The 26,864-nt window shown below is 72.9% G+C and carries 24 protein-coding genes; 13 read left to right on the forward strand and 11 right to left on the reverse strand.

The annotated features are described in order from the left end of the window. Window positions 1-39: 39 nt before the first annotated feature. Window positions 40-945, forward strand: a complete 906-nt coding sequence (locus EW117_RS26900; RefSeq protein ID WP_129789802.1) for a LysR family transcriptional regulator — start codon at window positions 40-42, stop codon at window positions 943-945. 94 nt (window positions 946-1,039) lie between these two features. Here the strand turns inward: EW117_RS26900 and EW117_RS26905 are convergent, their stop codons facing one another. Continuing rightward, a complete protein-coding gene (locus tag EW117_RS26905; protein WP_340641117.1) occupies window positions 1,040-1,159 on the reverse strand; it encodes a winged helix-turn-helix domain-containing protein in 120 nt (39 codons plus the stop codon). A gap of 381 nt (window positions 1,160-1,540) precedes the next feature. Between EW117_RS26905 and EW117_RS26910 the strand changes: the two genes are divergently transcribed. Next, complete coding sequence (locus EW117_RS26910; RefSeq protein WP_129789804.1) at window positions 1,541-2,803, forward strand: COG4705 family protein; 1,263 nt, start codon at window positions 1,541-1,543, stop codon at window positions 2,801-2,803. A 57-nt stretch (window positions 2,804-2,860) separates the two neighbouring features. Here the strand turns inward: EW117_RS26910 and EW117_RS26915 are convergent, their stop codons facing one another. Further along, complete coding sequence (locus EW117_RS26915; RefSeq protein ID WP_129789805.1) at window positions 2,861-4,171, reverse strand: HAMP domain-containing sensor histidine kinase; 1,311 nt, start codon at window positions 4,169-4,171, stop codon at window positions 2,861-2,863. After that, a complete protein-coding gene (locus tag EW117_RS26920) occupies window positions 4,168-4,833 on the reverse strand; it encodes a response regulator transcription factor (RefSeq protein WP_129789806.1) in 666 nt (221 codons plus the stop codon). Before EW117_RS26920 ends, EW117_RS26915 begins: the two co-directional genes overlap by 4 nt. Window positions 4,834-5,327: 494 nt before the next feature. Between EW117_RS26920 and EW117_RS26925 the strand changes: the two genes are divergently transcribed. After that, window positions 5,328-6,176 (forward strand): hypothetical protein, encoded by an 849-nt coding sequence (locus EW117_RS26925; RefSeq protein ID WP_129789807.1) that lies wholly within the window; start codon window positions 5,328-5,330, stop codon window positions 6,174-6,176. 49 nt (window positions 6,177-6,225) lie between these two features. Here EW117_RS26925 and EW117_RS26930 read toward each other — a convergent pair whose 3' ends face one another. Further along, window positions 6,226-6,447, reverse strand: a complete 222-nt coding sequence (locus EW117_RS26930; RefSeq protein WP_129789808.1) for a hypothetical protein — start codon at window positions 6,445-6,447, stop codon at window positions 6,226-6,228. An 83-nt stretch (window positions 6,448-6,530) separates the two neighbouring features. Here EW117_RS26930 and EW117_RS26935 point away from each other — a divergent pair, with 83 nt between their 5' ends. The 3 genes from EW117_RS26935 (at window position 6,531) to EW117_RS26945 (ending at window position 9,105) form a co-directional block, all read left to right on the forward strand. Continuing rightward, window positions 6,531-7,286, forward strand: coding sequence for an alpha/beta fold hydrolase (locus tag EW117_RS26935; protein WP_129789809.1), 756 nt, complete (start codon window positions 6,531-6,533; stop codon window positions 7,284-7,286). A gap of 156 nt (window positions 7,287-7,442) precedes the next feature. Then, complete coding sequence (locus EW117_RS26940; protein WP_129789810.1) at window positions 7,443-8,090, forward strand: hypothetical protein; 648 nt, start codon at window positions 7,443-7,445, stop codon at window positions 8,088-8,090. Window positions 8,091-8,160: 70 nt separating this feature from the next. After that, window positions 8,161-9,105 carry an alpha/beta fold hydrolase gene (locus EW117_RS26945; RefSeq protein WP_129789811.1) on the forward strand — a complete coding sequence of 315 codons (945 nt, stop codon included), beginning with the start codon at window positions 8,161-8,163 and terminating at the stop codon, window positions 9,103-9,105. Here the strand turns inward: EW117_RS26945 and EW117_RS26950 are convergent. Next, a complete protein-coding gene (locus EW117_RS26950) occupies window positions 9,032-10,279 on the reverse strand; it encodes a cytochrome P450 family protein (protein ID WP_129789812.1) in 1,248 nt (415 codons plus the stop codon). The two genes, EW117_RS26945 and EW117_RS26950, sit on opposite strands and share 74 nt — an antisense overlap. A gap of 241 nt (window positions 10,280-10,520) precedes the next feature. On the opposite strand from EW117_RS26950, the gene EW117_RS26955 reads away from it, so the two are divergent. Next, the gene (locus tag EW117_RS26955; protein ID WP_129789813.1) at window positions 10,521-11,609 is read left to right on the forward strand and encodes a pectinesterase family protein; all 1,089 of its coding nucleotides are present in this window, start codon (window positions 10,521-10,523) and stop codon (window positions 11,607-11,609) included. A gap of 22 nt (window positions 11,610-11,631) precedes the next feature. After that, window positions 11,632-13,092 carry an FAD/NAD(P)-binding protein gene (locus EW117_RS26960; protein WP_165362886.1) on the forward strand — a complete coding sequence of 487 codons (1,461 nt, stop codon included), beginning with the start codon at window positions 11,632-11,634 and terminating at the stop codon, window positions 13,090-13,092. A 643-nt stretch (window positions 13,093-13,735) separates the two neighbouring features. On the opposite strand, the gene EW117_RS26965 is transcribed toward EW117_RS26960, so the two are convergent. Then, on the reverse strand, window positions 13,736-14,398 hold the full coding sequence (locus EW117_RS26965) for a hypothetical protein (RefSeq protein ID WP_129789815.1): 663 nt from the start codon (window positions 14,396-14,398) through the stop codon (window positions 13,736-13,738). Window positions 14,399-14,588: 190 nt separating this feature from the next. Between EW117_RS26965 and EW117_RS26970 the strand changes: the two genes are divergently transcribed. Continuing rightward, the gene (locus tag EW117_RS26970; protein ID WP_242504597.1) at window positions 14,589-15,605 is read left to right on the forward strand and encodes a hypothetical protein; all 1,017 of its coding nucleotides are present in this window, start codon (window positions 14,589-14,591) and stop codon (window positions 15,603-15,605) included. 76 nt (window positions 15,606-15,681) lie between these two features. On the opposite strand, the gene EW117_RS26975 is transcribed toward EW117_RS26970, so the two are convergent. Together EW117_RS26975 and EW117_RS26980 are read right to left on the reverse strand one after the other, a co-directional pair. Further along, entirely contained in the window at window positions 15,682-17,538 is a 1,857-nt protein-coding gene (locus EW117_RS26975; protein WP_129789816.1) for a glycoside hydrolase family 3 protein, read from the reverse strand. Continuing rightward, a complete protein-coding gene (locus EW117_RS26980; protein ID WP_129789817.1) occupies window positions 17,535-18,824 on the reverse strand; it encodes an MFS transporter in 1,290 nt (429 codons plus the stop codon). Before EW117_RS26980 ends, EW117_RS26975 begins: the two co-directional genes overlap by 4 nt. Before the next feature lie 134 nt (window positions 18,825-18,958). On the opposite strand from EW117_RS26980, the gene EW117_RS26985 reads away from it, so the two are divergent. Then, the gene (locus tag EW117_RS26985; protein ID WP_129789818.1) at window positions 18,959-21,331 is read left to right on the forward strand and encodes a glycoside hydrolase family 3 C-terminal domain-containing protein; all 2,373 of its coding nucleotides are present in this window, start codon (window positions 18,959-18,961) and stop codon (window positions 21,329-21,331) included. A gap of 81 nt (window positions 21,332-21,412) precedes the next feature. Here the strand turns inward: EW117_RS26985 and EW117_RS26990 are convergent, their stop codons facing one another. The 3 genes from EW117_RS26990 to EW117_RS27000 form a co-directional block, all read right to left on the reverse strand. Next, a complete protein-coding gene (locus tag EW117_RS26990; RefSeq protein ID WP_165362887.1) occupies window positions 21,413-22,024 on the reverse strand; it encodes a TetR/AcrR family transcriptional regulator in 612 nt (203 codons plus the stop codon). 8 nt (window positions 22,025-22,032) lie between these two features. Beyond that, window positions 22,033-22,965 (reverse strand): hypothetical protein, encoded by a 933-nt coding sequence (locus EW117_RS26995; protein ID WP_129789820.1) that lies wholly within the window; start codon window positions 22,963-22,965, stop codon window positions 22,033-22,035. A gap of 172 nt (window positions 22,966-23,137) precedes the next feature. Continuing rightward, on the reverse strand, window positions 23,138-24,154 hold the full coding sequence (locus EW117_RS27000) for a peptidoglycan recognition protein family protein (RefSeq protein WP_129789821.1): 1,017 nt from the start codon (window positions 24,152-24,154) through the stop codon (window positions 23,138-23,140). Between the two features lie 96 nt (window positions 24,155-24,250). On the opposite strand from EW117_RS27000, the gene EW117_RS27005 reads away from it, so the two are divergent. The 3 genes from EW117_RS27005 to EW117_RS27015 all read left to right on the forward strand — a co-directional run bounded on the left by EW117_RS27005 (window position 24,251) and on the right by EW117_RS27015 (window position 26,839). Then, window positions 24,251-24,601 (forward strand): GntR family transcriptional regulator, encoded by a 351-nt coding sequence (locus tag EW117_RS27005; protein WP_129789822.1) that lies wholly within the window; start codon window positions 24,251-24,253, stop codon window positions 24,599-24,601. A gap of 274 nt (window positions 24,602-24,875) precedes the next feature. Next, window positions 24,876-25,556: an ArsR/SmtB family transcription factor gene (locus EW117_RS27010; protein ID WP_129789823.1), complete on the forward strand. Its 681-nt coding sequence runs from the start codon at window positions 24,876-24,878 to the stop codon at window positions 25,554-25,556. Then, entirely contained in the window at window positions 25,553-26,839 is a 1,287-nt protein-coding gene (locus EW117_RS27015; protein ID WP_129789824.1) for an MFS transporter, read from the forward strand. Before EW117_RS27010 ends, EW117_RS27015 begins: the two co-directional genes overlap by 4 nt. Window positions 26,840-26,864 lie beyond the last annotated feature (25 nt).

Consider the following 26,864-nt stretch of genomic DNA (forward strand, 5'->3'; position numbering starts at 1 on the left):
GTTCGGAAGATCCGAACGCCGATGTTGGTTGCTGCGCGCATGGAACTACGCCAGCTGCGGGTCTTCGCGGCAGTCGCCGAGCACCGCACCGTGACCGCCGCCGCCGTCGCCCTGGACATGGCCCCGTCCTCGGTGTCCGAGCAGATCCGGGTCCTGGAGGCCTCACTCGGCACAGCTCTGTTCGACCGGAGCCCCAAGGGGATGTGTCCGACCGCGGCCGGGGAGCGGCTGCGCCCCTGGGCCGCGAGCCTCCTCGAAGGCGCCGAGCGGGCCCGGCGCGAGGTGGCCGACACGCAGCCCGAGCTCAGGCTGGGGGCCTTGGAGACCATCGTCGCCACCCACGTCCCCGCGATCCTCGGCAGGCTCGCCGGACGCCGCCCGAGCCTGCGCGTCGAGGTGCGGCCCGAGACTGCCCGGGACCGGCTGCTCGCCCTCGTTGCAGACGGGGACCTCGAGGCGGCCCTGCTGCTCGACACCGGCGGCAGCCTCGGCGACCTCGGCTTCGCCGCACCCGATGCACCGCTGCAGTTCTGCGACGTCGATACCGTCCCGCTCGCCCTGATCGCCGCCCCCGGCCACCGGCTCGCCGGGGCCGCGCGGGTCGTCCGAGCCGACCTGCGCGGCGAGAAGGTCCTCACCAACTCGCCGGCCTGCACGTTCTGGCTCCGCGGGCAGCAGCTCCTCGGCAACGACGTAGAGCGGGTGCAGGTCGGAGGCGTCCACGTCATCAAGGCCTGGGTCGAGCAGGGCATGGGCATCTCGCTCGTGCCCGACTTCGCCGTCGCCGAGGAGCTCGCCTCCGGCAGGCTCACCCGGCTGGCCTTCGCCACCGGCGATCTCAGCCTCCGGCTGGTCTGGCACCCCGACCACGAGGCTGTCCCGGGCCTGAAGGAGCTCCTGTACGCGGCCAGTGCGGCGACCGGTCAGGCCGCGGCGCAGGTATAGCAAGGCCGCCCAGCCGGTCGGTAGATGCCGGGCCGGTCGCCCCGTTCCAAGCGTTGCGGCCAAGACTCTGTTTGCGCCGCAAGGTGGACCGGCCTTAGCCGATGTAGACCTCCGCGACGTTGTCGTCTCCGTCGTAGTTCAGGTCCCAGACGCTCTGCAGGATCTCGCTCTTGGACACCACGACCCCGGGGTGACGCATCAGGAACTGCAGCAGCCCGAATGCCGGTCACACCAGGTGACCGCCTACCGAGGAGTGACCTCATGAAGAAGATCACGCGCAAGGCAGCGGCGGGCACGGCTGCGGTGCTGCTGGCCGGGCTCGGCGTCGGCGGTGCGGCCGTGGCGCAGGCGCAAGTCCAACCAGCCGACCGCTGTGCACCAGAGCGTGGAGCAGTCCGACGGCGACGGCGAGCAGGACCCTGCGACGGAGGCCGCTGAGGAGACGAGGGGGGCGCCGAGGCCAACGACGGGTCCGAGTAACGAACGCCTGTGGGTGGGACTCCTCGCACCAGCGAGGAGCCCCACCTTCTTGTTGCCGCTGGTGATCGGCAGGCAGTCAGGTTGTTCGCAGGTTCGCGCGGCGAGTGTTGACCGCATGACCCCATCAATAGTCACGAGCGCCACGGCGCGGCAGATGCTCAACAAGGTCCCCGAGGTCACCATCTGGTTCTGGGTGATCAAGATCCTGTGCACGACGGTCGGCGAGAGCTTCGCCGACTGGATCAACATGCAGCTGGGAGTAGGGCTGGTCAAAACCGCCATCATCTTCACAGCGATCTTCGTGGTCGTCCTGACCGCTCAGATGCGACTGCGGCGCTATGTCCCGGCGGTGTACTGGCTCACGGTCGTGGTGGTCAGCGTCACCGGCACCCTCTACACCGACATCCTGACCGACCAGTACGGCGTCCCGCTGTGGATCAGCACGACCGTGTTCACCGCACTCCTGATCGCCGTGTTCGCCGTCTGGTACGCACGTGAACGCACCCTGTCCATCCACAGCATCGTGACCGTCCCGCGCGAGGCGTTCTACTGGCTCACGGTCCTGGTCACGTTCGCGCTCGGTACCGCGACCGGCGACTGGACCCTGGAGCTGACCGGATGGGGGCCGGGCCTGTCGGTCCTGCTGCCGCTCGCACTGATCGCGGTGGTCACCGTCCTGTGGCGGTTCGGCGCCGACGCCGTCCTGACGTTCTGGATCGCCTACGTCCTGACCCGGCCCCTGGGCGCCAACATCGGGGACTGGCTGGCCACCCCGGCGGCCGAGCAAGGAGTCGGCCTGGGTACGTTCGGCACCAGCCTGGTGTTCCTCGGCGCGATCCTCGCCACCGTCGTCTTCCTGAGCCTGACCCGGGCGGACGTGATCGAGAAGCGCGAGCCGGTCGAGGCCACGACGATCGTGACGAGCCCTGTCCGGCGGCAGGTGTCGCTCGCGGTCCTGGCGGGAGTCGCCGCCGTGACCGTCCTCCTGCTGCAGTGGACCAACCAGCAGCCGCACACCAGTGCGCTGGAAGAGGCTGCCGCGCCTACCTGCTCGACGTCGACCCAGCTGACCGCCACGCAGGCCAACCAGCAGGCGGCGCAGCACTTCCCGGCCCAGGACCTGGCCGGCTACCGGACCATCACCCAGGACACGCTCGATCTCGTGAACTCGGGTGACCAGCCCGGAGCGGCCGCGCGGGTCGCGGACCTCGAGACCGCGTGGGACAAGGACCAGGACACCCTGTTCGGCGAGGATTGCCAGGCCTGGACCTACCTCGACCACGAGATCGACGCGGTCCTCACCTCGGTCCGGGCCGGCACCCCCGCCCCGGCAGTGCAGGAGCAGCACCTGCAAGCGCTCTTGACCACCCTCGGCTGAGCCCTCGCAGAGTCAGCAGCGCCCGTCGTGGTGGTATCGACCACGACGGGCGCTGCGTCATCCACGCGGCAGAGTCACCATGAACGTGGTGCCCGACGGTGAGGTCTCGGTATCGATGCTGCCGCCCAGCGACCGCACGATCCGCAGCGCGATACCCAGACCCAGCCCCGTGCTCCCGGACCCGGAAACACCGGCGTCGAAGATCCGACCACGCACCCGGGCGTCGATGCCCGGGCCGTCGTCGACCACCGCCAGGACGACCGTGTGGGGCCTGTCGGTGGCCCGCAGGGTCACGGCGGTCCGGGCGTGCGCGACCGCGTTCTGCACCAGCGGCGCCAAGGCGCGCAGGACCAGTGCCCGGGGACAGGCGATGCGGCCGGACGAGCCCGCCGACCCGTCCACGAAGACGAGCTGCCCGGGGACGGACGAGCGGACCTCGCGGGCGATCTCGCTCGCCAGGCAGGTCTCCTGCGCCCCTGCCGCGGGATGGTCGCGTGCGACGTCCAGGAGCGTCGTGATCGCCTCGGACATCCGCCGGGCGGCCAGTGCGATCTGCTCCAGCTCGGCCCGGGCCTGCGGGTCGGTGACCCCGCGTAGCAGCGCGAGGTCCGCCGAGCCCTGGATCGAGGTCAGCGGTGTGCGCAGCTCGTGGGCCAGCTCGGACGTCAGACGCTGCTCCGAACGGATAGCGGTCGCGACCCGGTCCAGCAGCCGGTCCAGCGTCGCGCCGAGCTGGGCGAGCTCGTTGTCCCCGGGCCCCAGGTCGAACCGGTGGGCCAGGTCGTGCTCACTCCACTCGGCCGCCCGCCGCGCCATCTGCGCGACCGGGGCCAGCGCGCGCGACGTCACCCGGTGGGCGATTCCGGCGGTGGCCACCACGACCAGCACACCGATCACCAGGGTGGCGATGAAGGCGTAGGTCTCCGAGCGTTCGTACGGGTCGGTCGCCTGGCTGACCACGACGACGCCATGGACGCCACCGGCCGTAACGAACGGGAGAGCCCGCAACCGTATCCCGTCCCCGACGTCGACGTTGCGCGCGCTGGTGGCCGCACCGAGCTGGTCCGCGGCGTGGCTGGCCTCCTGCTCGATAGTGCCCACAACGGCTAGGCCGGCCTGGTCGTAGACACGCACGCCCGGCTCGATGAGCTCAGGGGGCACCACGAACTCTTCCCGCTCGGTGTCAGCTTCCAGGACGGAGGCCACGGCGTCGGCCCGGTCCTGCAGGACGTGGTCGATGTCCCGGCCCGCCGTATAGGCCAGAAGCATCTGGAGACCCACGGTGATGAGCAGCATCACCACGAGCATGAGGCCCGCCGTCGACAGGACGATCTGCCCTCGGAACGACTTCGGTGCCAGGCGCTTCATCGCAGGCTGAACCCGACTCCGCGGACCGTGTGCAGGTGCAGCGGGGACCCGACATCGGCCAGCTTGGCCCGGATGCGGCGCACGTAGGAATCGACGGTGTTCTCGTTGACCATCGCCCCGTCCGGCCAGGCCGCCGCGACCACCGCGCGGCGCCGCACCACCTCCCCGGGCCGGGACGTGATGGCCGCGAGCATCCGGAACTCCGTGGGGGTCAGTGCGGCCTCGCGTCCCTCGCACGCGATCGCGTGCCGGGCCGGGTCCAGCACCAGGTCGCCGGCCGACGACACCGTGACCAGCCGCCCGCGCCGTGCAAGAGCCTCCACCCGGGCGAGCAGCTCCTTGAGATCGAACGGCTTGGGGAGATAGTCGTCCGCCCCCGCGCTGAAGCCCGCCAGCCGGTCGTGGACCGCGCCCAGCGCCGTCAGGAACAGCACCGGAGCGACCTGGCCCGCCGACCGCAGCGCCAGGCAGACGTCGCGGCCGTCCGCATCGGGCAGCCCGATGTCCAGGACGACCACCGCGATCGTGTCATCGCCGGCGAACAGCGTCACGGCCTCGCGCCCGTCGTGCGCGGTCACCACCTCGTGCCCCGCATGCCGCAGCCCCTCCACCACGATCCGGCGGATCGACGGATCGTCCTCGCAGAGCGCAACCTTGGCCACTCCTGCTCCCTTCCGCTCACCGACCCCGACAGTCCGAGCACCCCACCAGTCTGGACGAGGAAACCTGCAAAGGACCTGACCGCGACTTGTGTCGCCCAGTGTGCTCGCAGGAACCACACCTCGGAACTCAGGCGCACGGGACTGCTGCACCACCTGCCGCACAGCCTCCACACCATCGCGCAGTCGGCGTGGGCGGCTACTGCTTGCGCGCCTCCAACGCTCCGAACGTCCGGCGGGATTCCTTGTTCTTGGCCATGGGTGGTCTTTCCCCACCCGCCAGGTGTCGATCGCACCCACAACCCGCCGGCGACCGCGACACCCGATCGATTCTGTTGCCCGAGACAAGGCCTGTGGGGCACCAGTGGGGTTTCAGGTGGCCCAGCAAGGCCACTCCTGTCCACCACCGTCCACGCAAGGTGAATCATCCACACAGGCAAACCGCCACTCCCGCCGTGGTAGTCGACGTACAACGGGCAGAGCAGTACGTTTCCCCCATGAGCAGTGACAGCGACGCGCCTCCGAGCGAGGGCGGCGAGAAGACCGAGCGGATGGACCGCCTCCGGGCTCTGTTGACCAAGCCCATCAAGATTCCCGAGTCCGCGTCGAGCGACAGCGAGGACGCCGACTACGCCGCACCCGTGGCAGCTGCCGCACCGCCCAAGGGGGCCAAGACTTCGATGACATCCCAGGGAACGACGCCGAAGGGTGCCAAGGCCCCCGTCGAGACCCCACCGGCCGTCAAGGCCGCGGCCGAGGCGCTCGACCGCCTCACCGACGAGGAGAAGGAGGCCGTCGTCGACGGCGCCGCGAAGGGCGGCAAGTCGACCCGGTCGCGCCGCACCTGGGCGGACGCCTACCTCGCCAAGCCCGACAAGCCGCTGACGCCGGAGGAGGTCCGCGCCGAGCTGACGATCGCCCTCAAGGAGCAGGGCACCGAGCTGCGCGAGCTCGTCGCCAAGGAGGCTGCCGCCCAGGAGAAGGCCCGGGCGCGAGCGCTGGAGGAGACGCTCGAGCAGGCAGTCGAACGGGCACGGGAGAAGACGGCGACTGACGTGGCCGCCTCGGTCGAGCAGGCGGCGGCCACGGCCAGTGCGGAGGCGGCGCGGCTGCAGGCGCGGATCGACGAGCTGGCCTCGACCACGGACACGCTGCGCACCGACCTCGATGCGGCGCGGTCCGCGGCGACCGCCGCCCAGACCGCGGCCGACTCCGCGGCGTCCGAAGCCGCGACCGCCCGCGGGACCGCCGACGCCGCCACCAAGAAGGCAGCTACCGCCACCACGTTCGCCTGGGTCGGGATCGCGCTGGCCCTGGTGGCCGCCGTGGTCGCCGTCGTGATGTGACAGGCGCGGCGCAGGCCGGGCCCAGCGGGATCAGCCGTCGCGGGGACCGTCAGCGGGGATCATCGAGGTCGGCACCGGCGCGCAGCACGAAGCGCCGGTGCGCGGGCCGCCGGTAGCGGTGTCCCCCGTAGTAGGTGGGCGACTCCCTGACCGGCGCGTACGTGACCCGGGGGCCGGTGAACAGCTCGTCGAGCAGCCCTGCGAACGCCGCGTCGACCGGCGACCGCGCCGTCTGCGCACCAGGCGCCTGACCTTCCGATGACTCGTACATGTGTTCGAGTCTAGCCGTCGCCCTCACGGGAGTCCACCTCAATGCGCTGGTTCTTGCCGGGCCGCCGCCGTTACCGTCGGCGGATGATCCTCAACCACGACACCACGGGCTCCGGCCCCGCCGTCCTGCTCCTGCACGCCGGCGTCGCCGACTCCCGGATGTGGGAACCCCAGCGGGCGCTGCTCGCCCAGGGCCACCGGGTCATCACGTGCGACATGCGGGGCTACGGCGACACGCCGCTCACCAGTGAGCAGTTCGACAACGCGGGCGACGTCAAGGAGCTGCTCGACTCCCTGCGGGAACGTCCGGTCGCCATCGTCGGGGCGTCGTCAGGCGGCAATGTCGCCCTCCAAGTCGCTTCCGCATGGCCCGGCCTCGTCTCGCACCTCGTGCTGCTGAACTCGGCCTTCGCCCTGCCCGGCACGCGCTCGCTGCAACGGTTCGCCCGTAGGGAGGACGCCCTCCTGGAGGCGGGCGACATCGCCGGTGCCACCGAGCTCAACGTCGCCACCTGGCTCGGGCCCGACGCCGACGACGACGCCCGCGAGCTGCTGCGCACCATGCAGCGCCACGCATTCCAGGTCCAGCTCGGCGCCGGCGAGGACATCCACCAGCTGGCGGGCCCCCCGATCGACCTCGGGGCCATCACCGCCCGCACACTGATCGTCTCGGGCGGCCAGGACCTCGACCACTTCCGTGCGGTGGCGAACCATCTGGCCGGGCGCATCCCTGGCGCCAAGCACACGCAGCTCGGCTGGGCGGGCCACCTGCCCAACCTGGAGCGCCCCGACGAAGTGACGGCGCTCATCGCCGACTTCCTGGCGGAGCCTTCCGCCTGACCTGTCGGCCCGTCCCGCAGGTGCCAGACGCCCACATCACTCGGGTGACCTGTGCGTCTGAACGCGACACGCCGGCGGTGCGATGCAGCGTGTCGGGGTCGCGGCGGAGGCCTGATCCAGCGGGTGCGATCAGGACGCCGTGTACCTTTCTCACCCATGGCGACCGAACACGACCCGAGCGCACTCGACGCCCCGATCCAGCCCGGCGGCGTCCCCCGGCACGCCTCCGCCAAGGAGCGCAAGGGCCGGGGCCTCAAGCCCTTCCTGTCCGATCTCAAGGCCGAGGTCCAGAACCAGCTCTCCCGCGCAGAGAGCCAGGCACGCCCCCGTGATGCCCACGAGCAGACGACCCAGGTGATCTACGCGGCGGGGCAGGCGCCCCAGATCGAGGCCGCCCCGGAGCACCCGCAGCAGCGCCACGGCCATACGGGGCAGCCAGGGCAACCCGCCGAGGACGGCGCAGCGCTCGCCTCCGCAGCTCTGGCAACAGCCGACCACGCCGGCGCCGAGGCCGCGGCGGCCCGCACCGAGGCGGCAGCAGCCCGTGCCGACGCCGAAGCGGCCCGGGCCGATGCCGCGACCGCACGCTCCGAGGCGGCGACCGCCCAGGCGACCGCCACCCGGGCCACGGCACAGCTCCAGGGCGTCCGCGCCGAGATCGAGGCGGCCCACCAGGAGTTCGGGGCCCTCCGTACAGAGTTCGACGCCGCCCGCGAGCGCGCCCGGCAGCACGTCCTGTACGCGTGGATCGGCGCGGGCACGGCCGGCCTGGTCGCGGTGGCGGCCCTGTTCCTCCCCCTCTGACGGAGCGCCCTGCCCGGCACCCGGCCGGCGCTCGGCGATGAGTTTGCACCGTCCACGCCGTCCGACAGGCATGACCGAGACCTTTCTCGATGTACCGGGCGCGCGGCTGTGCGCCGAGACGTTCGGCGACCCGGCGGACCCGGCGCTCCTCCTGATCGGCGGGATCGCCGCCGCGATGGACTGGTGGCACGAGGACTTCTGCCGCACGCTCGCCGACGGTGGCGACAGCGACGGCAGCAGCCACCCCGAAGGCACCGGCCGGTTCGTCATCCGCTACGACCACCGCGACACGGGGCGGTCTCGGACCGACCCACCCGGGGCGCCGTCGTACACCGGGGACGACCTCGCGCTGGACCCGGTGCGGGTGCTCGACGCCCTCGGGATCGAACGGGCGCACCTCGTGGGTGTGTCGATGGGCGGCGGGATCGCGCAGCAGGTGGCGATCGAGCATCCCGGCCGGGTCGCGTCGCTCACGCTGATGTCGACGAGCCCGCTCACGAGGAGCGAAGGCGGCCCACCCCTCCCGGGACCTACCCCAGATATCCAGGCGGGGTTCGCCAGCCCGCCGCCCGACCCCGACCGGGACGACCCGGACGCCGTCGTCCGGTCCCTCGCCGAGGCCGACCGGCTGTACGCGGGCCCGGGCTACGACGAGGCGGACTCGCTCGCGACGGCGCGCCGCGTGGTCGCGCGGTCCATCGACCCGGCTGCGGCGTCGAACCACTTCCTGGTCGAGGGCAGCCCGCTGCGCGGCACGCTCGCCGACGTCACCGTGCCGGCCCTGGTCCTGCACGGCGAGGACGACCCGCTGTTCCCGCCGGAGCACGGCCGGGCGCTGGCCACCGAGATCCGGGGCGCGCGGCTCGTGCTGCTGCCGGGCGTCGGGCATCAGTACCCGCCCCGGAGCGCGTGGGGCGTGGTGGTGCCCGAGATCCTCGCGGTCACTGCGCCGGGCGATGCTCCTCGAACCGCACCGGCAGCTCCCGCGGCACCGACGACCACAGCGTCCCCGTAGCGGACAGCGACTCCGCCGGGACGGTGAGCGTGACACCGCCGAGCCGGCGCAGCGCCTCCCCGACCGCGATCTGCGCGATCACGGTCGCGGGGCGCCGCGCCGGGCATGCGTGCGGGCCGGCGCCCCAGGTGAGGTAGGAGAGGTTCCCGGACTCGAGCCAGATGTCGTCCCCCGAGACGCGCGACTCCGCGCTCGCGCCGAGGATGCCGGGCACCACCGCGTCGCCGGCCCAGATCTTGCGCCCGCCGAGCGTCGTGTCGGCCAGGGCGAAGCGGGGCGCCGCGTTGGGCGCGGGCGGCGCCGAGCCGAGCACCGCCTCCAGGGTGTCCGGCGCGGACAGCAGGCCGCCCGACCGTCCGTCGAACCGGGGGTCGGTCAGCCGCAGACGCAGCGCCTGCGTGATCCACGCGACCTCGAACTCACTGCCCAGCATGAGCGTCGCGGAGACCGCGCTCTGCGCGTCCAGGTCGGTGGGTGCGCTCGGGTGGCGCAGGATCACCGAGGTGAGGTCGTCCGACGGCGCCGCGCGGCGGCTCGCGATCAGCTCCGTGATGAGGCTGCGCTGCGCGTTGAGCGCCTCGCCGCCCGCTGCCCCCTTGGCCTCGAACACCCGCCGCGTGTGGTGCAGCATGGCGCGGGCCTGCTCCGGGTCCAGCCCGAACATCGTGGACATCACGAGCAGCGGCACGGCCCGCGCGTACTCACCCACGAGGTCCGCCTCGCCCTTGGCCAGCAGGCGGTCCAGAGCGAGCCGGCACCACTGCTCGGTGATCGTGGCGAGCTGGTGCTCGTCGACGCTCTCGAAGGCGTCGTCGACGAGGCGGCGCAGGTGGCGGTGCCGCACGCCGTCCACGTAGTAGATCCCGTCGCGCGGAGCGAGGACCCCGCCGACGCCGCTGCCCGGACCGACCGTGCCGTCCTGGAGCAGGCTCCAGTTGCGCGAGTCGCGCGCGAACAGGCCCTCGTTCCGGAGCACCGTGACCAGCTCGCGGTGCCCCAGCACCAGCCAGGCCGGCACGCCGGGCTCGAGGAGCACCGGCGCCACGTTGCCCCACCGGGCACGCAGGCGCTCGTACACCCGCGCGGGCTCAGCGCTGGTGGTGGTCTCGATGAGCGGCGTCAGGTCCTCCAGGTCGATCAGGCGCTCCGACTGAGTGGTCGTCGTGACTGTCATGGCTCCCCGGGTTCTGGGCGCGACACTGCGCGCACCACGTCGTTTAGGCGGAATGTACCGCATGTCCCATGTGGAGCGATGAAACGGGGACTCTTGTCCCAACCTTCCCCTTATGGTTTGCTGTACCGAGAAACCGGTTTCCCGCTTTCACCCAAACCCGCGTGAGTGCTGGATATTGGCCTATAAACCGGTGTTCCGAGGGCGAATATCCAGCACTCACGCGGTTCTCCTGGAGGCAACGATGCCCGCACCTTTCGCCCTGCCCGTTCTGGCCCTGCCCACCCTCGCTCTCTCACCCGCGCTCGTCCTGGCGCCGCTGCTCGGCTCCCCCGGAGCGGCGCCGTGCGGACCTGCCTCCGACGACGTCGTCCGCATCGTGGTGGCCACCGACGGCTCCGGGGACGCGACGACGGCCCAGGAGGCGATCGACCTGGCGCCCACTGACGCCGCCGGCCGGGTCGAGATCGTCTTCGAGCCCGGCCGGTACGCGGGCCGGGTGGTGGTGGACGCCGCCCACGACCGTCTCTCGTTCCTCGGCGCCACGGGCGACCCGGCCGACGTCGTCATCACCGACGACCGTGCTGCCGGCACGCCCAAGCCGGGCGGCGGCACGTGGGGCACCAGTGGCAGCGCGTCGGTCACCGTCCAGGGCGACGACTTCCGCGCCGAGGCCGTGACCTTCGAGAACGCGTTCGACGAGGCCGCACACCCGGAGATCGCCGGCCACCAGGCCGTCGCGATGAAGACCGCCGCCGACCGGGTGGCGTTCGAGAACGTCCGGTTCCTCGGCAACCAGGACACGCTCTACCTGGACTCGCGATCGGCTACTGTCCCAGGCCGCGTGTACGTGCACGACAGCTACGTCGAGGGCGACGTCGACTTCATCTTCGGGCGGGCCACCGCCGTACTGCACGACACCACGATCAACGCGCTGCCCCGCGCCTCCGACCCCAGCGGCTACGTGCTCGCACCGAGCACGTCGGCCGCGTTCTCACGCGGGTTCCTCGTCATCGACAGCCGCATCGAGTCGGCCGCGCCCGACGGCTCCTACTACCTGGGCCGGCCCTGGCACCCGTCCAGCGCGCCGGACAACGACCCGCGCGCCGTCGTCCGCGACACCTGGCTCGGCACGTACCTCAAGGCCGACCCGTGGACGACCATGTCCGGCTACGACTGGGCCGAGGGCAGCAACGCCGAGTACGACAACGCCGGCCCGGGTGCCGTCGTGAACGCCGAAAGGCCCCAGCTGTCCGATGCCGCGGCCGCCGACCACGAGATCGGCGACTACCTCGCGGGCTCCGACGGGTGGGCGCCCCAGGCCGGGAGCTGACACCAGCAGCTATCCTCGGGCCATGCCGCGGACCATCGCCGTCGTCGGGGGTGGCGCCGCCGGCGTCATCCTGTCGGCCCATCTCCTGCGCGCAGCCTCGGCGTCCCGACCCGTGCGGGTGCTGCTCGTCGACCCCGCCGAGACGCCGGGGCGCGGCCTGCCCTATCGCACCACCGACCCCCGGCACACCCTCAATGCGGTGGTCGCCCGGCTCAGCGCCTTCGACGACGATCCCGAGCACCTGCTGCGCTGGTGCGCCGCCGCGGGCGTGCCCGCCGGGCCTGGCGCCTTCCTGCAGCGCGCCGACTTCGGGCGGTACCTGGCCGAGCTGATCCCGTCCGTACCGGTGCCGGACGGGAGCAGCGTGCGGCACGTGCGCGGCACGGTGGTCGACGCCGAGGACGGGCAGGACGGCGCGCACCGGCCGGACGACCTCGGCGTCGTGCTCACGCTCGCCGACGGCACCACGCTGCGCGCCGACTCCGCGGTGCTCGCGCTCGGCACGCCGCCGCCCGTCCGGCTGCCCGAGTACGAGCCGTGGGGCGAGCGCTACGTCGCCGACCCGTGGTCACCCGACCTCGACGCCCGCGCGGCCGGCGCACGCCGGGTGCTGGTCGTGGGCACCGGTCTGACCACGCTCGACGTCGTCGCCCATCTGCACCCGCTGCTGCCCGGCGCGCAGTTCACCGCCGTCTCGCGCGGCGGCGTCCTGCCCACGGCGCACGCGGCCGACCCGCTGCCGCCCGCGATCGAGGTGGAGCTGGACGGCGAAGCCACACTCGCCGGCGCGCTCGACGTCGTCCGCCGCCGTGCGGACGCCGAGCGGACGGCGGGCCGCGACTGGCGCGCGGTGATCGACGCCGTCCGGCCGCAGGTCAACACCGTCTGGGCGCGGCTGACGCCCGAGGAGCGCGCGACGTTCCAGCGCGAGCACGCGCGCTCCTGGGAGAACGTGCGGCACCGCATGTCGCACGCGATGCGCACCCACGTGGACAAGCTGGTCGCCGAAGGAGTGCTCACCGTCGGCACGGTCGCGGAGGTGCGCGGCGGGGAGCAGTGGGACACCGCCGCGTTCGACCTCGTGGTCGGCGCGACCGGGCTCCCCGCCCTGACCTCGCCCGGCTGGAACCCGCTCGTGGACGCCCTGCTCGCGCGCGGCCTGATCCGTCCGCACCCTCTGGGCACCGGGCTCGACCTGACGCCCGGCGCCGCCCTGGTCGACGCCGCCGGCGTCGGGCACCCGCGGCTGCGCGCCATGGGCCTGGCCCGGCGCGGGCTGGATTGGGAGTGCACCTCCGTGCCGGACCTGCGGCGTCAGGCCGCGTGGCTGGCGGACGAGCTGGTCGGTGCGCGGCTCAGCGCGTTGGCGTCCGCCCCTGCATGGTCACCTCGAGCTCAGTCACCTCGAACCGCACCGGGAGCCGCCACGGCATGGACGACCACAGGGTCCCGGTCGCGTGCAGCGCGTCCGGCGGGACCGTGAGCGTCGCCCCGCCGAGACGACGCAGCGCCACCTCGACCGCCACCTGCGCGATCACCCTCGCCGGACGGCGCACCGGGCAGGCGTGCGGACCCGCGCCCCAGGTCAGGTAGGACAGGTTGCCGGGCTCGAGCCAGATGTCGTCCCGCGCCGCGTCGTCCCCCACGGCGCGCGACTCCGCACTCGCGCCGAGGATGCCGGGCACGAGGGCGTCGCCCGCCTCGATCCTGCGGCCGCCGAGCACCGTGTCGGCCAGGGCGTAGCGGGGCCCGGTGTTGCTCGCGGGCGGGATCGAGCCGAGCGCGGCCTCCAGCGTGGCCAGGCCCGCACGTCGTCCTCCAGGACCACGGGTGCAACGTTGCCCCACCGAGCGCGCAGCCGCTCGTACACGGCTGCAGGATCGGAGCTCGTGCTGGTCTCGGTGAGCGGGGTCAAGCCGTCCAGGTCGGCCAGGCGTTCAGACAGGGTGGTCGTCGTGGCTGTCATGATTTCCCGTTCTCAGCGCGCCCGGGGCGCACGCTACGTGTCGACCGGAACGTACCGCATGTCCGGCGCGCTGTAACGGAAAGTCGCGCTGTCACGGAAAGCCCGGCGGGGCCTCGGCCGGGAGCCGAGCCCTATCGCTGTTCCCGGATCCCGCCGACGGTCATCGCACGCGCGCCTCGCTGATCCCCTCGGCGTCGAACGCGTCCAGCAGGATCTCCGCCGTGCTCGACACGTCGTACTCCGGGTCGTGGTCGCGGAGCGACTCGAGCCGCCGCCGGTACCGCGCGTGCGGCGCGTACGAGATGGCCCAGACGCCGGCCTCCCGGACCCGTGCGTCGTGATGCCGCAACGCGTCGTCGATGATCGCGAAGAAGCGCTCGTCGAGCTCCCGCGGCGCCCCGAGGCCCGCCCGGATGATTGCGCCGGCCTGCTCCACCGGCTCCGTCGCCGAGTCGACGGCGGTGAGCAGCTCCTCCACCCGCCACGCGTCCAGGCGCGCCTCGGCGAGCTCCGTGAGGTCCTCGACGGCCGCGGCGTCGGGCCCCGCGAAGCACAGGTAGCTGTGCCGCGAGACGTCGTCCTCGCAGTACTCGACGGACAGCGCACCGGCGCCCCAGCCGACCGCGTAGCAGATGCCCTCATCGGGATCCGCCGCCGTCTCCCACTGCCGCGACCACCCCAGCTCCACGGCGAAGCGGCCGACCCGCTCCTCGGCCGACCGGTCCCGCAGCACGATGTACCGCGCGCTCAGCACCATGGGCGGTGTCTCCGGCGCGGACACCTCGCCGATCTTTCCCCAGCCAGCTGCAATGCCAGTCCCCACCGCTGTGTCCTCCCGCTGCGCGGTGAAGACGTGTCGCCCTCACCCTGAGGCTGAGGACGCTATCGAGCGTCCGACCAAACGGACAAATCGTCACCCAACTGCCATGCGGCGGTTGCCGGGCGGCAATGCGCCGGGTGAAGCCTTCCCTCGAGAGTCCAACCTGCCGAACCGACCGGGACGAGGGAAAAACATGCCTGGACCTGCACGAACACTGAAGCTGGCGATGGGTACGACGGCCGCTGTGGTCGCCCTGGGCATCGCGGCGGCGGGATCCGCCGCAGCGGGGCCGACGGCGGGACTGCCCGCCGTGCCGTCCGCCGTGAGCAACGCCGACCTGGCGCAGCGCTGGGCGCCCATCCACTACCAGGACGTGGACCAGACCGGCACCAACGCGCTGGGCGGCCGCTCGGACTACATCGCGGCGTACGACTTCGACGGCGACCTGAACAGCCGCAACAACTGGGACAACACCGGAAACCACGCCCTGGCCGCCACCGCCTACTACTCGGTGATGGAGACCGCGAGCCACTGGTTCGTCACCTACATGTTCTTCCACCCGCGGGACTGGGCCGACTCGATCTTCGACACCGAGCACGAGAACGACGCCGAGGGCGTCATGGTGGCGGTGCAGAAGGACGGCTCGACGTACGGCGTCGTGCGGGGCGCCGTCACCGTGGCGCACACCGACTTCTTCTCGTACACGCCGTCGGGCAGCACCTGGGGCGCCGGCGCCGAGAACATCGACGGGACGCTGCAGATGGCGACCAGCCCGCACGACGGGCTGGCCCACCCCGTCACCGCGCAGGAGGCCAAGGGGCACGGGCTCAAGGCCCGACCGGGCTACGACATCCGGGGCGACGGCGTCATCTACCACCCGGCCGGCCGGGCCGAGGTGCCGGAGCACCCGGACGACCGGGACGTCTCCTACCGCCTGGTGGACGTGCACGCCTCCGGCGGCCTCTGGGCGCAGCGCGCCAATTCCCAGCTCTTCGCGAGCCACGGCACGTTCGCGGGCGACGGCTCCGGCGGTTGCGGCAACGGCGGGATCTCCTGCTCGCAGAACTCGGCGAACGCGCCCTGGGGCTGGGACGACGGCGACGACGGCCCCGCCCGCGGCACCCTGGCCACGGACCCGGCGGGCCTCTCGGCCAACTACTTCCGCGTCCCGGAGCCCCTCAACCGCACGTACGTCGACAACCCGTACTGACGCGCGGAGGCGCCACGGGTGGTCGGTAGCCCGGTTCACGTTCAAGTCGAGGTTGAGGCTTCGCCCAGGTTCAAGTTCAGGTTGAGGGTGAGAGCGGGTCGCCGTCCCCGAAGCGGAACAGCGGGTCCGCGGTGTCGAACGGGACGTCCGAGCGGGACTTCTCGACGGCCGCGGTCGACCGGGGCAGGTCGAACGGAAGCCGGCCCTCGGGCGGCACGGCGCCGGTGAGCGCGTCGAGCAGCGCGGACGTGCCGACGCCGAACGTCACGACGAGCGTCGCCGTGCCGCCCCGCAAAGCCGTCCCGTCCGGCAGCGCCACGACGAGCGGCGTCAGGATCGCCGGCCGGTCGAGGTGCACGTCCACGACGGTCGGCGCGACGGCGGCAATCTCCCCCACGTGCGCGACGACGTCGTCCGGGAACTCCAGCGACCCGGCGTGGAAGAAGCTCTCGAAGCCCGGACCACGCTCCTCGTACGGCGCCTCCAGGCGCAGCAGCGCGACGTCCGCCTCGCCCGGCGAGGGCACCCGCACGAAGCCCGGCAACTCGCCCTCGGGCACACCCTCCGCGTAGAGGCGCAGGCCCGGCGCGAGCGGCAGCCGGGCGGCGCCTCCGTCCGCGTTCCGGAGCACGGTCACGGACCGGGACTGGGCCCGCAGCCCCGCGGCCACCAGGTCGGCGCGCCCGACGAGGGCCGCGGCGGCGTCCTCGTCGACGTACCGGCCGTCGTCGAACAGGCCGAGCTCGAACTTCTCGGCCAGCAGGCGCCGCACGGAGGCGTCGATCCGTTCCTCGGGGACCCGGCCGGCGCGCACGAGCTCGACCACGTGCTCGGGACAGGCCTCGCCGCCGAGCTGGTCGGCTCCGGCGTCCAGGATCTTCGCCACCCGCTCCAGCGGGCTCAGGTGCTCCACGCCCCATGCGCGGGCGGGGAACGGCAGGCCGAACATCTCGACGTCGGTCACCAGGCCCCAGTCCGTGCAGATGATGCCGTCGAAGCCGAGCCGCTCGCGCAGCAGCCGGGTCAGCACGCCGCGGTTGAACCCGAACCCGACCTCCTCGACCGGCTCCGGCCCGTCGCCGAGGTCCGCCCGCAGCCCGATGGGCATCCCGTAGTACGGCATCATCTGCCGCGTGCCCGCGGCGAGCAGCGCCCGGAACGGCTCCAGGTGCAGGTCGAACCGGCCGCCCGGGTAGACCTGCTCGCGGCCGTAGGCGAAGTGCGGGTCCTCGCCGTCCCGCTGCGGGCCGCCACCCGGGAAGTGCTTGGTCATCGTGGACACGCTGTCCGGGCCGAACGTGCCGTCCAGCCCGGCGGCGCGGGCGACGTCGCCACCGCCCTGCAGCCCGCGCACGTACGCGGCGCCGAGGCGCCCGGTGAGCGCGGCGTCCTCCCCGAAAGTGCCTCCGCCGCGCGCCCAGCGCGGCTCGGTCGCGAGGTCGACCTGGGGGTGCAGCGCGGTCCGGATGCCCACGGCCAGGTACTCCCGGCGGACGACGTCGGCGTGCTCCTCGACGAGCTGCTCGTCGCGGGTCGCGGCCAGGCCGAGGGTCTCCGGCCACTGCGAGAACGGGCCCGACAGCAGCGCGGCGCCCGGGTTGTCCGTGAAGGAGTGCCGGGGGTCGGACGCGACGGTCACCGGGATCCCCAGGCGGGTCCCGGCGGCGAGCCGCTGCAGGCGGTTGTGCCAGGCCGCGAACTCGCGCGCCGTGGGCGGCGCCGCGAGCACGTTGAGGTGCGTCAGGTGCCGGCCGACCACGAGCTCGGACGTGCCGGGCATCCCGTGCCGGGACGGCTCGTCCACGACTGACCCGCCCGGGCCGACCTCGACCATGGTCTGGAACAGCTGGCCGGCCTTCTCCTCGAGCGTCATCCGCCCCAGGAGGTCGGCGACCCGCTCGGCGTCGGGCAGTGCGGGGTCGCGGAACCTCATCGCGCCCCCTTGATGAACATGGTGCTCACGGCGCCGACGACGGCGACCACCGCGCCCACCAGGAACAGCGCCGTGTAGTTCCCCGACCCGGTCCCGCCCGACCCGACCGCCAGCAGCGTCGGGGCGAGCGCCGGGGCCAGCGACTGCGGCAGCGCGTTGGCGATGTTGAACACGCCCATGTTCTTCGCGGCCTCGGTCTCCCGGTTGGGCAGGACGTCGGTCACGAGCGCCAGGTCGACGGCGAAGTACGCGCCCAGCCCCGCGCCGAACAGCGCGGCCCCGAGGTACAGGTGGGCGGGCGCCCCCGCGAAAGCAAAGACGAGCAGCCCGGCGCCCGCCAGAATCGTGGAGACGATGACGAACACCTTGCGCCGGCCGGTGCGGTCCGACAGGGCGCCGCCCGCCGAGCCGGCCAGCAGCAGCACCGCGGCCTGCAGCACCATGAGGCGCAGCTGCCAGCCGAGCGCCGTCGGCTCGTCCATACCGAACCGGTCCTGCAGGAAGTAGACCTGGTAGCTGTTGTACAGCGCGAAGCCGAACAGCAGCAGGAACCGGCCCGCGAAGGCCCATCCGAAGTCCGGGTGCTTGCGCGGCGAGACCCAGAATCCCGCGAGGAACCGGCCGAGGTGGAACGGCTCGACGTCGGCCGGGTCGAGATGCCGGTCCCGCAGGACGGCGACGAGCGCGACCACCCCGGCAATGGCGAGGAACGTCGGCAGCAGGAGCAGCCACACGGAGCCCGTGCCCTGCGCGGTGAGCCAGGCCGCGATCCCGATGCCGGCCAGCGGCGCGAGGTTCTGCGCGATGCCGAGCCAGCCGGAGACGCGGGCGCGCAGCAGAGCGTCGACCTGGTCGGGCAGCAGCGCCTGGAGTGCGGCCTGGGTGCCGTTGAACGCCGTCTGGGCGATGGCCCAGCCCACCACGACGACCGCGATGTTCGGCGCGAACGCGATGATCGTGATGCCCACCGAGCCCAGCAGCACGCCCCACAGCAGCCAGGGACGCCGCATGCCGAGGCGGGAGGTCGTGCGGTCGGACAGCGCGCCCGCCAGCGGGTTGGCCACGAACGCGAAGAACGCGCCGACGCCGGTCACCAGCGCGAGGTCGCCCGCTCGGCCCTCGGGTGTCGACAGGACGCTGACCCGCAGCGCCAACGTGCTCATGACCGGGGTCAGGAGCGCCACGTAGAGCGCGAAGAAGGCCATGACGTACGCGACGACGAGGCCGGTTCCGCCGGCCCGTCGCGGCGCTGCGACCGCCGCCGGGCTCGAATCGATGGATGCCATGGGTGGCTCCCTCCGGGGCTTCCTTGCCCCGCTTGCTGGTGGGTGTCGGCGGGCTCTGGTCTCGTCGACCTACCGAGTGGTAGTTTTTGAATGTCTACCACTCGGTAGGTTCGGAGAGCAAGGGAGCACCCACGATGTCGATCGAAGAGCTGACCCCCGATGCCGCCACCACGGGCCGCGTGTTCGACGTCGAACGCGTGCTGGCCGGGCTGACGCTCGAGGAGAAGGCGTCGCTGCTGTCGGGCCAGGACTTCTGGACCACGCAGCCCGTCGCCCGGGACGGCGCGGCCGGGAACAGCGCAGCCGGGAACAGCACCTCCGGGAGCGAGGTGGTGCCGAGCGTGATGGTCACCGACGGCCCGCACGGCCTGCGCAAGCAGGCGGACTCCCCCGACCACCTGGGACTCGGCAACTCCGTGCCCGCCACCTGCTTCCCCACCGCGGTCACGCTCGGCTCCACGTGGGACCCCGCCCTGGTGCGCCGGGTCGGGGAGGCGCTGGGCCGCGAGACCCGTGCCAACGACGTCGCCGTGCTGCTCGGCCCGGGTATCAACATCAAGCGGTCGCCGCTGAACGGGCGCAACTTCGAGTACCTCTCGGAGGACCCGGTGATCGCGGGCGAGCTCGGCGCCGCCCTCGTGTCCGGAGTCCAGTCCCAGGGCGTGGGCACGTCGCTGAAGCACTTCGCCGCCAACAACCAGGAGGCCGACCGCATGCGCGTCTCGGCCGACGTCGACGAGCGCACCCTGCGCGAGATCTACCTCGCCGGGTTCGAGCGCGTCGTCAAGCGGGCGCAGCCGTGGACCGTGATGTGCTCGTACAACAAGATCAACGACGTGTACGCGTCGCAGAACCACTGGCTGCTGACCGAGGTCCTGCGCGACGAGTGGGGCTTCGAGGGACTCGTGATGTCCGACTGGGGTGCCGTGCGCGACCGGGTCGCCGGCGTCGCCGCCGGGCTCGACCTGGAGATGCCCGCCTCGGGCGGGCGCACCGACGCCGACGTCGTCGCCGCCGTGCGCGACGGTCACCTCGACGAGGCGGTGGTCGACGTCGCCGCGCGCCGCGTGCTGCGGCTGGTCGCGCGCTCGCTGCCCGCGCTGGCCGCCCCGGGGGCGTACGACGCCGACGCCCACCACGCCCTCGCGCGGGAGACCGCGGCCGCCGGCACGGTGCTGCTGAAGAACCACTCCGTCGAGGGCGCGCCGCTGTTGCCGCTCGCGTCGGGGGACGGCGTCGCCGTCGTCGGCGAGCTCGCCCGCACGCCCCGCTACCAGGGCGCCGGATCCTCCCAGGTGAACCCCACGCGACTCGACGACGCGCTGACCGCGCTGCGCGCCGCGACGGGCGTGGACGTGCCGTTCGCCGCCGGGTACACGGTCGACGGCGCCGGCCAGGACCCGGCGAACGGCTCCGGCATCAACGAGTCAGCCCTGACAGCCGAGGCCGTCGAGGTGGCCGGCGCCGCTGAGACCGTGCTGGTCTTCCTCGGCCTGCCGGCCTCCTACGAGTCGGAGGGCTTCGACCGTGAGCACATGGACCTCCCGGCCGAGCAGGTCGCGCTGCTGGAGGCCGTCGCCGCGGTCAACGAGCGGGTCGTCGTCGTGCTCGCCAACGGCTCGGCGGTCTCCGTGGCGCCGTGGCAGCACCTCGCGCCGGCCGTGGTCGAGAGCTGGCTCGGCGGCCAGGCCGGCGGCTCCGGCGTCGTCGACGTGCTGCTGGGCGCCGTGAACCCGGCCGGACGCCTGGCCGAGACGCTGCCGCTGCGCCTGGCGGACAACCCGTCCTACGGGAACTTCCCCGGCGAGCTCGGTCACGTCCGGTACGGCGAGGGCGTCCTGGTGGGCTACCGCTGGTACGACGCGCGGCAGGCGGAAGTCGCCTACCCGTTCGGGCACGGCCTGTCGTACACGACGTTCGCCTACGACGGCGTCACCGCCGAGGTGCTCGGGACGGTTGCACATGCGGCCGACGACGACCCCGCCGTCCGCGTGCGCGTGACCGTCACCAACACCGGCGACCGCGCCGGCGCGGAGGTCGTGCAGGTGTACGTCGGTGATCCGGCGGCGCAGGTGCTCCGCCCCGAGCGGGAGCTCAAGGCGTTCGCGAAGGTCGACCTCGCCCCGGGCGAGTCGCGGCACCTCACCCTCGACCTCACGGCCCGCGACCTGGCCTACTGGCACCCCGTGCTGCGCCGGTGGGTCGTCGAGGGCGGAGAGTTCGTGGTGTCGGTCGGCGCCTCGTCGCGCGACCTGCGCGGTTCGGCCACCGTGGTGGTCGACGGCGACGACCTCCGCCTGCCGCTGGCCGAGCTGTCCACGGTGGCCGAGGCCCTGGACCACCCCGTCGTCGGCCCGCGGGTCCACGCCATGGTGCACGGGGGCGCGGTCGCCGACGACATGCTCGGCATGATCGGCGACATGCCGCTCGCCGTCGTAGCGGACTTCGGCCTGGCGGGCCTGACCCGCGCCGCCCTGACGACCCTCCTGTCAGAGGCAAACGCCTGACCCCTTTTGGCCGTGAGCGCGATCGTTGCGACTTCGTGCCCGGTTTAGGCGCAACGGTCACGCTCACAGCCAAGAACGGCTTCAGCGGAGGATGAGTGTCAGGTAGGCCTTCAGGTCGGCCGCCATGTCTATCCGGTCGGCGTCCGGGCGTTCCAGGGACAGGAGCCACTGCACCTGCAGCCCGTCGATGAGGGCCACCACGGTGCGCGCCGCCTGCTCCGGGTCGACGCCGGGGGCGAGCCCGCCGCGCGCGGCCCGCTCCCGCAGCTGCGCCGACTGCTCACGCACCACCCGCGTGTACCGGCGCTGGAAGTAGTCGTGCGCCGGATGGTCGGACGACGTAGCCTCCGTGGACAGGCCCGCGAACAGTTCCACGAGCGGACGGCGCAGCCGGTTGCGCTCGACGAGGTTGAGCAGGGCGTCGAAGTAGCCGGTGCCGCGCGCCAGATCCTCCTCGAAGGACTCCTCGTCCACCGCGTCGCGGTACTCCAGCACCGCCTCGAGCAGGGCCGCCTTGTTCGGGAAGTGGTGCAGCAGCCCGGGGTGGGAGATCCCCACGCGCGCGGCGATGTCCCGCAGTGAGGCGCCGTGGTAGCCGACGTCGGCGAACACCAGGATCGCCGCGCGGATGATCTCCTGCTGTGTCGCGCGACCCTTCGCGTAGCCGCCGCGCGATCCGGTGGTGGTGTTCATGACGGGCATCAGGCCAGCCGGGCGGTCACGACGAGCTCCTGGCCGACGTCCAGGCGCACGTCCGCCAGCCGGACGCCGTCCGGCAGCTTCTCGGCGAGGTCGATGTCGCGGCTCGTGGCGGCCTCGACGCGGCCCTTGACGGTCCCGAGCAGCGCGGCGACCAGCGGGTTGCCGCTCGCGAGCTGTACGTCGCGGACCGCGAGCACCATGTGCGTGTCGATGCTGACCGACGCCGTGGCCTGCACCCGGGCGGAGAGGAACATGCCCTTCTTGATCGCGGCATCGACCCGGAGCGTCGCCGCCCGCGGCCCCTGCGACACGAGGTCCACGTCGAGCCCGGTCAGCGTGATGCCCTGCTGTAGGAGGACGACGGTCAGCAGCCCGCGTGCCGTCGCGACCAGGCCGGCCTTGTCGACGGCGATCCGCGCGTGGCCCGAGACCGGGTGCGCCCCGGTGGGCTCCACCGGCTGAACGCCGACCCGGCCGTCGGAGCCCTCGACCCAGTCGAACCGCAGGCCCTCGAGCTCGGCCGTGACGTCGACGGGCAGGTCCACCGCGACGAGCCGGTGCGCGTCCACGCGGATGCGGCGCAGGGTTGCGGGCTCCCGCCGGACGATCTCGGGGTGCCAGCGCTTGGCGGCGTCCGCTTCCCCATGCGCACCATGTCCGGCCGCACCGGCCGGCCCGGTCTGCCCGGCCGCGCCGTCCAGGCTCACGACGACGCCCGAGAGGTCGATGTCCGCCGAGGCGACGTCCGCGCCGTCGAGCACCACGGCGATCGAGGCCTGGTCGAGCCCGGTGGCCTGGCCGCCGAGCTCGTCCGCGAGCGCCGTGCGGATGCGGGCGGCCAGGTCGGCGCCGTCGGCGGGCCGGGGCGCGGGGCCGAGCGGAATCAGGTCCGGGGCGCGGTCGGGTGCGGGGCGCGGGGCGGCATCGGTCATGGACGCGACCCTAACGGCGATCGCGCCGGGCCCGCGATCTCGCTCGGCCGATCGGCAGGACGTCAGGTGATCGGCAGCTCGGGCTACCGGTCACCTGACAACTTGCCGACCATCCGGGCAGACCATCCGGGCAGACCATCCGGGCGGTCCGTCCGGGCGTCAGGTCCGGGCCCTAGATCCGGCCGTCGTTCAGGCGGCGCTGGAGGGCCATGACCGCCCGGGACTCCCGGGAGATGACGCCGTCGACCGGCGTGCCGAGGTAGCGCTGGAGGGCGCGGATGGTCTGCGGGCCGATCTTGCCGTCCCGGTCCCCCGAGTCCATCCCGATCTTGCGCTGCAGGGCGGCGATCATCCGGGAGCCCTGCGCGTTGGTGACCCACTCCCAGCCCGTCGTCAGGCCCGGGTTGCTGTTTCGCCAGGCCACGCTCTGCGACGAGACGACGCCGTCGACCGGGGTGCCGAGCTCCTGCTGGACGCGGCGGGTCGTGGACGAGCCCCAGAACCCGTCCACGACGAGACCGCCGGGCTCCCCCGGGCTGGGCGGGGTCGACCCCGAGCCGGCGCGGATGTCGTCGATGCGGGCGTACAGGTTCCGGCCGGGGCACGCGGTCTGGGAGACGTCGCGGTGCCCGTACAGCGGTGCGGCCTGGGTCCACCAGCGCTGCTTGCCCTCGCGGTAGATCGCGGCGGCTGTCGAGATCTGCGCGGCGGTGGGCTGGTTCGTCTCGTAGTTGCCGGCGAAGCAGATCGAGCGGGACGTGCTGTTGCGCCCGCCGGTGTGCGTGCCGCGGCGGTTCCAGCTCACGCCCTGGTAGGCCCGCCCGGACGGGAAGATGACCACGTTGTAGGAGATGCCGGTGCCGAACCGGGACTGGCCGACGCTCTCCAGTGCTCGCATCTGCTCGGCCTCGGCGGCGATGCTCGCGTCCGCGGAGAGCTGGGCCGTGACGCTGTGGTGCACGAACACTTCGACCGCGAGGCCGGTCAGGGTCAGGTCGCCGTCCGGGTAGCGGGCGCCCCACGAGGCGCGCGAGGCGATGCTCAGCGCGGCCTGGGGCGTCACGACCGGCTCCGGACCGCCCGCCGTCGGCTCGGGCACGGCCTGCGGCTCGCCCGCGAGCTCGACGTCCGCCCCGAGCACCTCCAGCACGATCCCCGCGTCGTCCTTGATCTCGTATACCTCAGCCACGATGCCCCCCGGTTCGTAGATTTGTCCCACATGTCTACCATCGCGCGGGTGAATCAGGCGACCCCTCAAGGCCGTCGCGCTTGTAGTGTTGCGGGCGTGATCAGCATCGACGCCGACTCCCCCGTCCCGCCGTTCGAGCAGGTGCGCACCACGCTCGCCCAGCAGATGGCGGACCGGACGCTGCCCGTCGGCACCCGCCTGCCGACGGTGCGGGCCCTGGCCGCGGAGCTCGGCATCGCCGTCAACACCGTGGCACGCGCGTACCGCGAGCTGGAGGCAGCGGGGCTGGTCGAGACCCGCGGCCGGGCCGGCACCTTCGTCAGCGCGGCCGGCGACCAGCGGCTCTCCCTCGCTCAGCGCGCGGCGTCGCAGTACGCGGAGACGGTCCGCGCGCTCGGCATCGGCCGGGCGGAGGCACTGGAGATCGTCTCGGCGGCGCTGCGGTAGGGCACTACCGGCAGACGCCGTTGCACCTGGCCAAAGATGTTGCAGTCGCACTCGGCGGCCTGGCCCTGCTGCACCGGGCCGAGCGTGGCCAGCAGCGCCCGCGACTCGTCCATTCCGAACGCGCCGACGGTGGCCTCCGCAAGGGCTCGAGCCGCGGGTCGATCTGGGCCTCGGTCGGACGGTCCGCAAGGATCACTGCTGACCGAACCAGGACAGGCAAGGCTGCTACGCTATTCCATGGAACTATGGAATAGCGCCAGGAACGAGAAGCGACATGTCCAAGGCTGAGCTCTTCGAGTCCTTCGCCCGGACCGGCAAGGCGCTGGCGAGCGGCAAGCGGCTCGAGCTGCTGGAGCTGCTGGCCCAGGGCGAGCGCCCCGTGCAGCAGCTCGCGGCGGTGGCCGGCCTGAACCTCACTACCGCCTCGGCGCACCTGCAGCTGCTGCGTGACGCCGGCCTGGTCGTCTCCCGGCGCGACGGCACCCGGGTGCTGTACCGCTTGGCCGGCCCGGATGTGGCCGAGCTGATGACGGTCATGTTCCGGGTGGCCGAACGACACCGCCCCGAGGTCTCCGCGGCCGCGGCGGGGCTGGCGTCACAGCTGCTGCCCGACGGCGTCCGCGTCATCGACCGCGCCGAGCTCTTCGAGCGGTCCCGCCGGGGTGAGGTGCTCGTGCTCGACGTGCGCCCGAGCGTCGAGTACGCGGCCGGGCACCTGCCCGGTGCCGTCTCCATCCCGTCCGACGAGCTCGCCGGGCGCCTCGCCGAGATCCCCGCCGACGCCGAGGTCGCCGCCTACTGCCGCGGGCGGTACTGCGTACTGTCGTACGACGCCGTGCACCTCCTGACCGACCAGGGCTACACCGCCCACCTTGTCGCGGACGGCGTGACCGAGTTCCTCGCCGACGACGTCGCCCTGACCACCGATCGCGCCAGGACCGGGAGCACGTCATGACCGACGCCTCGCCGTCCGCCGCTCCGCTCGCCGCAACGCCGGGGACGGACAGGACGCCGCCCGAGCAGCGCAAGGTTCTCTCCGCGCTCGTCCTGGCCCAGGTCTTCAGCGGTGCCGGGCTCGCGGCCGGAATCACGGTCGGGGCGCTCCTCGCCCAGGACATGCTCGGCACGGCAAGTCTCGCGGGTCTGCCCAGCGCGCTGTTCACCATCGGCTCGGCCGCGGCGGCCGTCGTCGTGGGACGGCTGTCGCAGCGGTCCGGGCGACGCGCCGGCCTTGCCCTGGGCTACGCGGTCGGTGCCGCCGGCGCGCTCGGAGTACTCCTGGCCGCGGTCGCCGACTCGGTCCCCCTGCTGTTCGTCGCGCTGTTCGTCTACGGGGCGGGCACGGCGACCAACCTCCAGGCCCGCTACGCGGGTGCGGACCTTGCCCTTCCGCACCGCAAGGCCCGCGCGGTGTCCACGGTCCTGGTCGCGACCACGCTGGGTGCGGTCGCCGGGCCCAACCTGGTCACGGTGACCGGGTCCCTCGCCGCGGCCTGGGGAATCCCGCGCCTGGCCGGTCCCTTCGGCCTGGCCGCGGTCGCCTACGGCACGGCCGCGCTCGTACTGGTCCTGCTGTTGCGGCCCGACCCGCTCCTGCTCGCTCGTCGGCTCGGCGCGGCCGAACAGAACAAGCTCACCGCCGAGCAGACAGGCGGCCAAGCGGACCGTCCGCCCCTTGCTGCCGTCGGCCTGCCCGCCGGGGTCCGCCTCGGCGCCGCGGTCATGGTCGTCACCCAGGCGGTCATGGTCGCCGTCATGACGATGACGCCCGTGCACCTGCAGCATCACGGCCACGAGACCGCCGCGATCGGCGTCGTCATCGCCGTGCACGTCGCCGCGATGTACCTGCCCTCACCCCTGTCCGGGTGGCTCGTGGACAAGTACGGGCCGCGCGCCGTGAGCGCGCTCGCCGCACTCACCCTGCTCGGTGCCGGTCTCGTCGCCGGGCTCGCACCGGCCGGGGCGGTCTGGGCGCTGACCCTGGGGCTGGCCCTGCTCGGGCTCGGCTGGAGCCTCGGGCTTGTCGCCGGCACCACCCTGCTGAGCCGCGACCTGCCCCCGGACGGCCGTGCCCGCGTGCAGGGCAACGTCGACGTCCTGGTCGCGATCGCGGGAGCGGGCGGCGGAGCACTGTCCGGCGTGGTCGTCGCTGGCGCCTCCTATGCTGCGCTCGCGCTCGGCGGAGGAGCCCTGGCGCTGTGCCTGTTGCCCCTGGTCCTGGCGCGGCGCGAGCACTGACGCCGAGGGGCGCGGACCGGAGCCG

The organism is Promicromonospora panici, assembly GCF_900608595.1.
Lineage (GTDB): Bacteria > Actinomycetota > Actinomycetes > Actinomycetales > Cellulomonadaceae > Promicromonospora > Promicromonospora panici.

What these genes read in the sequence shown, in the direction of transcription:
- EW117_RS26900 (WP_129789802.1), top strand. Translation starts at nt 40, where the DNA reads ATGGAACTACGCCAGCTGCGGGTCTTCGCGGCAGTCGCCGAGCACCGC.
- EW117_RS26910 (WP_129789804.1), top strand. Translation starts at nt 1,541, where the DNA reads ATGACCCCATCAATAGTCACGAGCGCCACGGCGCGGCAGATGCTCAAC.
- EW117_RS26915 (WP_129789805.1), bottom strand. Translation starts at nt 4,171, where the DNA reads ATGAAGCGCCTGGCACCGAAGTCGTTCCGAGGGCAGATCGTCCTGTCG.
- EW117_RS26925 (WP_129789807.1), top strand. Translation starts at nt 5,328, where the DNA reads ATGAGCAGTGACAGCGACGCGCCTCCGAGCGAGGGCGGCGAGAAGACC.
- EW117_RS26930 (WP_129789808.1), bottom strand. Translation starts at nt 6,447, where the DNA reads ATGTACGAGTCATCGGAAGGTCAGGCGCCTGGTGCGCAGACGGCGCGG.
- EW117_RS26935 (WP_129789809.1), top strand. Translation starts at nt 6,531, where the DNA reads ATGATCCTCAACCACGACACCACGGGCTCCGGCCCCGCCGTCCTGCTC.
- EW117_RS26940 (WP_129789810.1), top strand. Translation starts at nt 7,443, where the DNA reads ATGGCGACCGAACACGACCCGAGCGCACTCGACGCCCCGATCCAGCCC.
- EW117_RS26945 (WP_129789811.1), top strand. Translation starts at nt 8,161, where the DNA reads ATGACCGAGACCTTTCTCGATGTACCGGGCGCGCGGCTGTGCGCCGAG.
- EW117_RS26950 (WP_129789812.1), bottom strand. Translation starts at nt 10,279, where the DNA reads ATGACAGTCACGACGACCACTCAGTCGGAGCGCCTGATCGACCTGGAG.
- EW117_RS26955 (WP_129789813.1), top strand. Translation starts at nt 10,521, where the DNA reads ATGCCCGCACCTTTCGCCCTGCCCGTTCTGGCCCTGCCCACCCTCGCT.
- EW117_RS26960 (WP_165362886.1), top strand. Translation starts at nt 11,632, where the DNA reads ATGCCGCGGACCATCGCCGTCGTCGGGGGTGGCGCCGCCGGCGTCATC.
- EW117_RS26970 (WP_242504597.1), top strand. Translation starts at nt 14,589, where the DNA reads ATGCCTGGACCTGCACGAACACTGAAGCTGGCGATGGGTACGACGGCC.
- EW117_RS26975 (WP_129789816.1), bottom strand. Translation starts at nt 17,538, where the DNA reads ATGAGGTTCCGCGACCCCGCACTGCCCGACGCCGAGCGGGTCGCCGAC.
- EW117_RS26980 (WP_129789817.1), bottom strand. Translation starts at nt 18,824, where the DNA reads ATGGCATCCATCGATTCGAGCCCGGCGGCGGTCGCAGCGCCGCGACGG.
- EW117_RS26985 (WP_129789818.1), top strand. Translation starts at nt 18,959, where the DNA reads ATGTCGATCGAAGAGCTGACCCCCGATGCCGCCACCACGGGCCGCGTG.
- EW117_RS26990 (WP_165362887.1), bottom strand. Translation starts at nt 22,024, where the DNA reads ATGAACACCACCACCGGATCGCGCGGCGGCTACGCGAAGGGTCGCGCG.
- EW117_RS26995 (WP_129789820.1), bottom strand. Translation starts at nt 22,965, where the DNA reads ATGACCGATGCCGCCCCGCGCCCCGCACCCGACCGCGCCCCGGACCTG.
- EW117_RS27010 (WP_129789823.1), top strand. Translation starts at nt 24,876, where the DNA reads ATGTCCAAGGCTGAGCTCTTCGAGTCCTTCGCCCGGACCGGCAAGGCG.
- EW117_RS27015 (WP_129789824.1), top strand. Translation starts at nt 25,553, where the DNA reads ATGACCGACGCCTCGCCGTCCGCCGCTCCGCTCGCCGCAACGCCGGGG.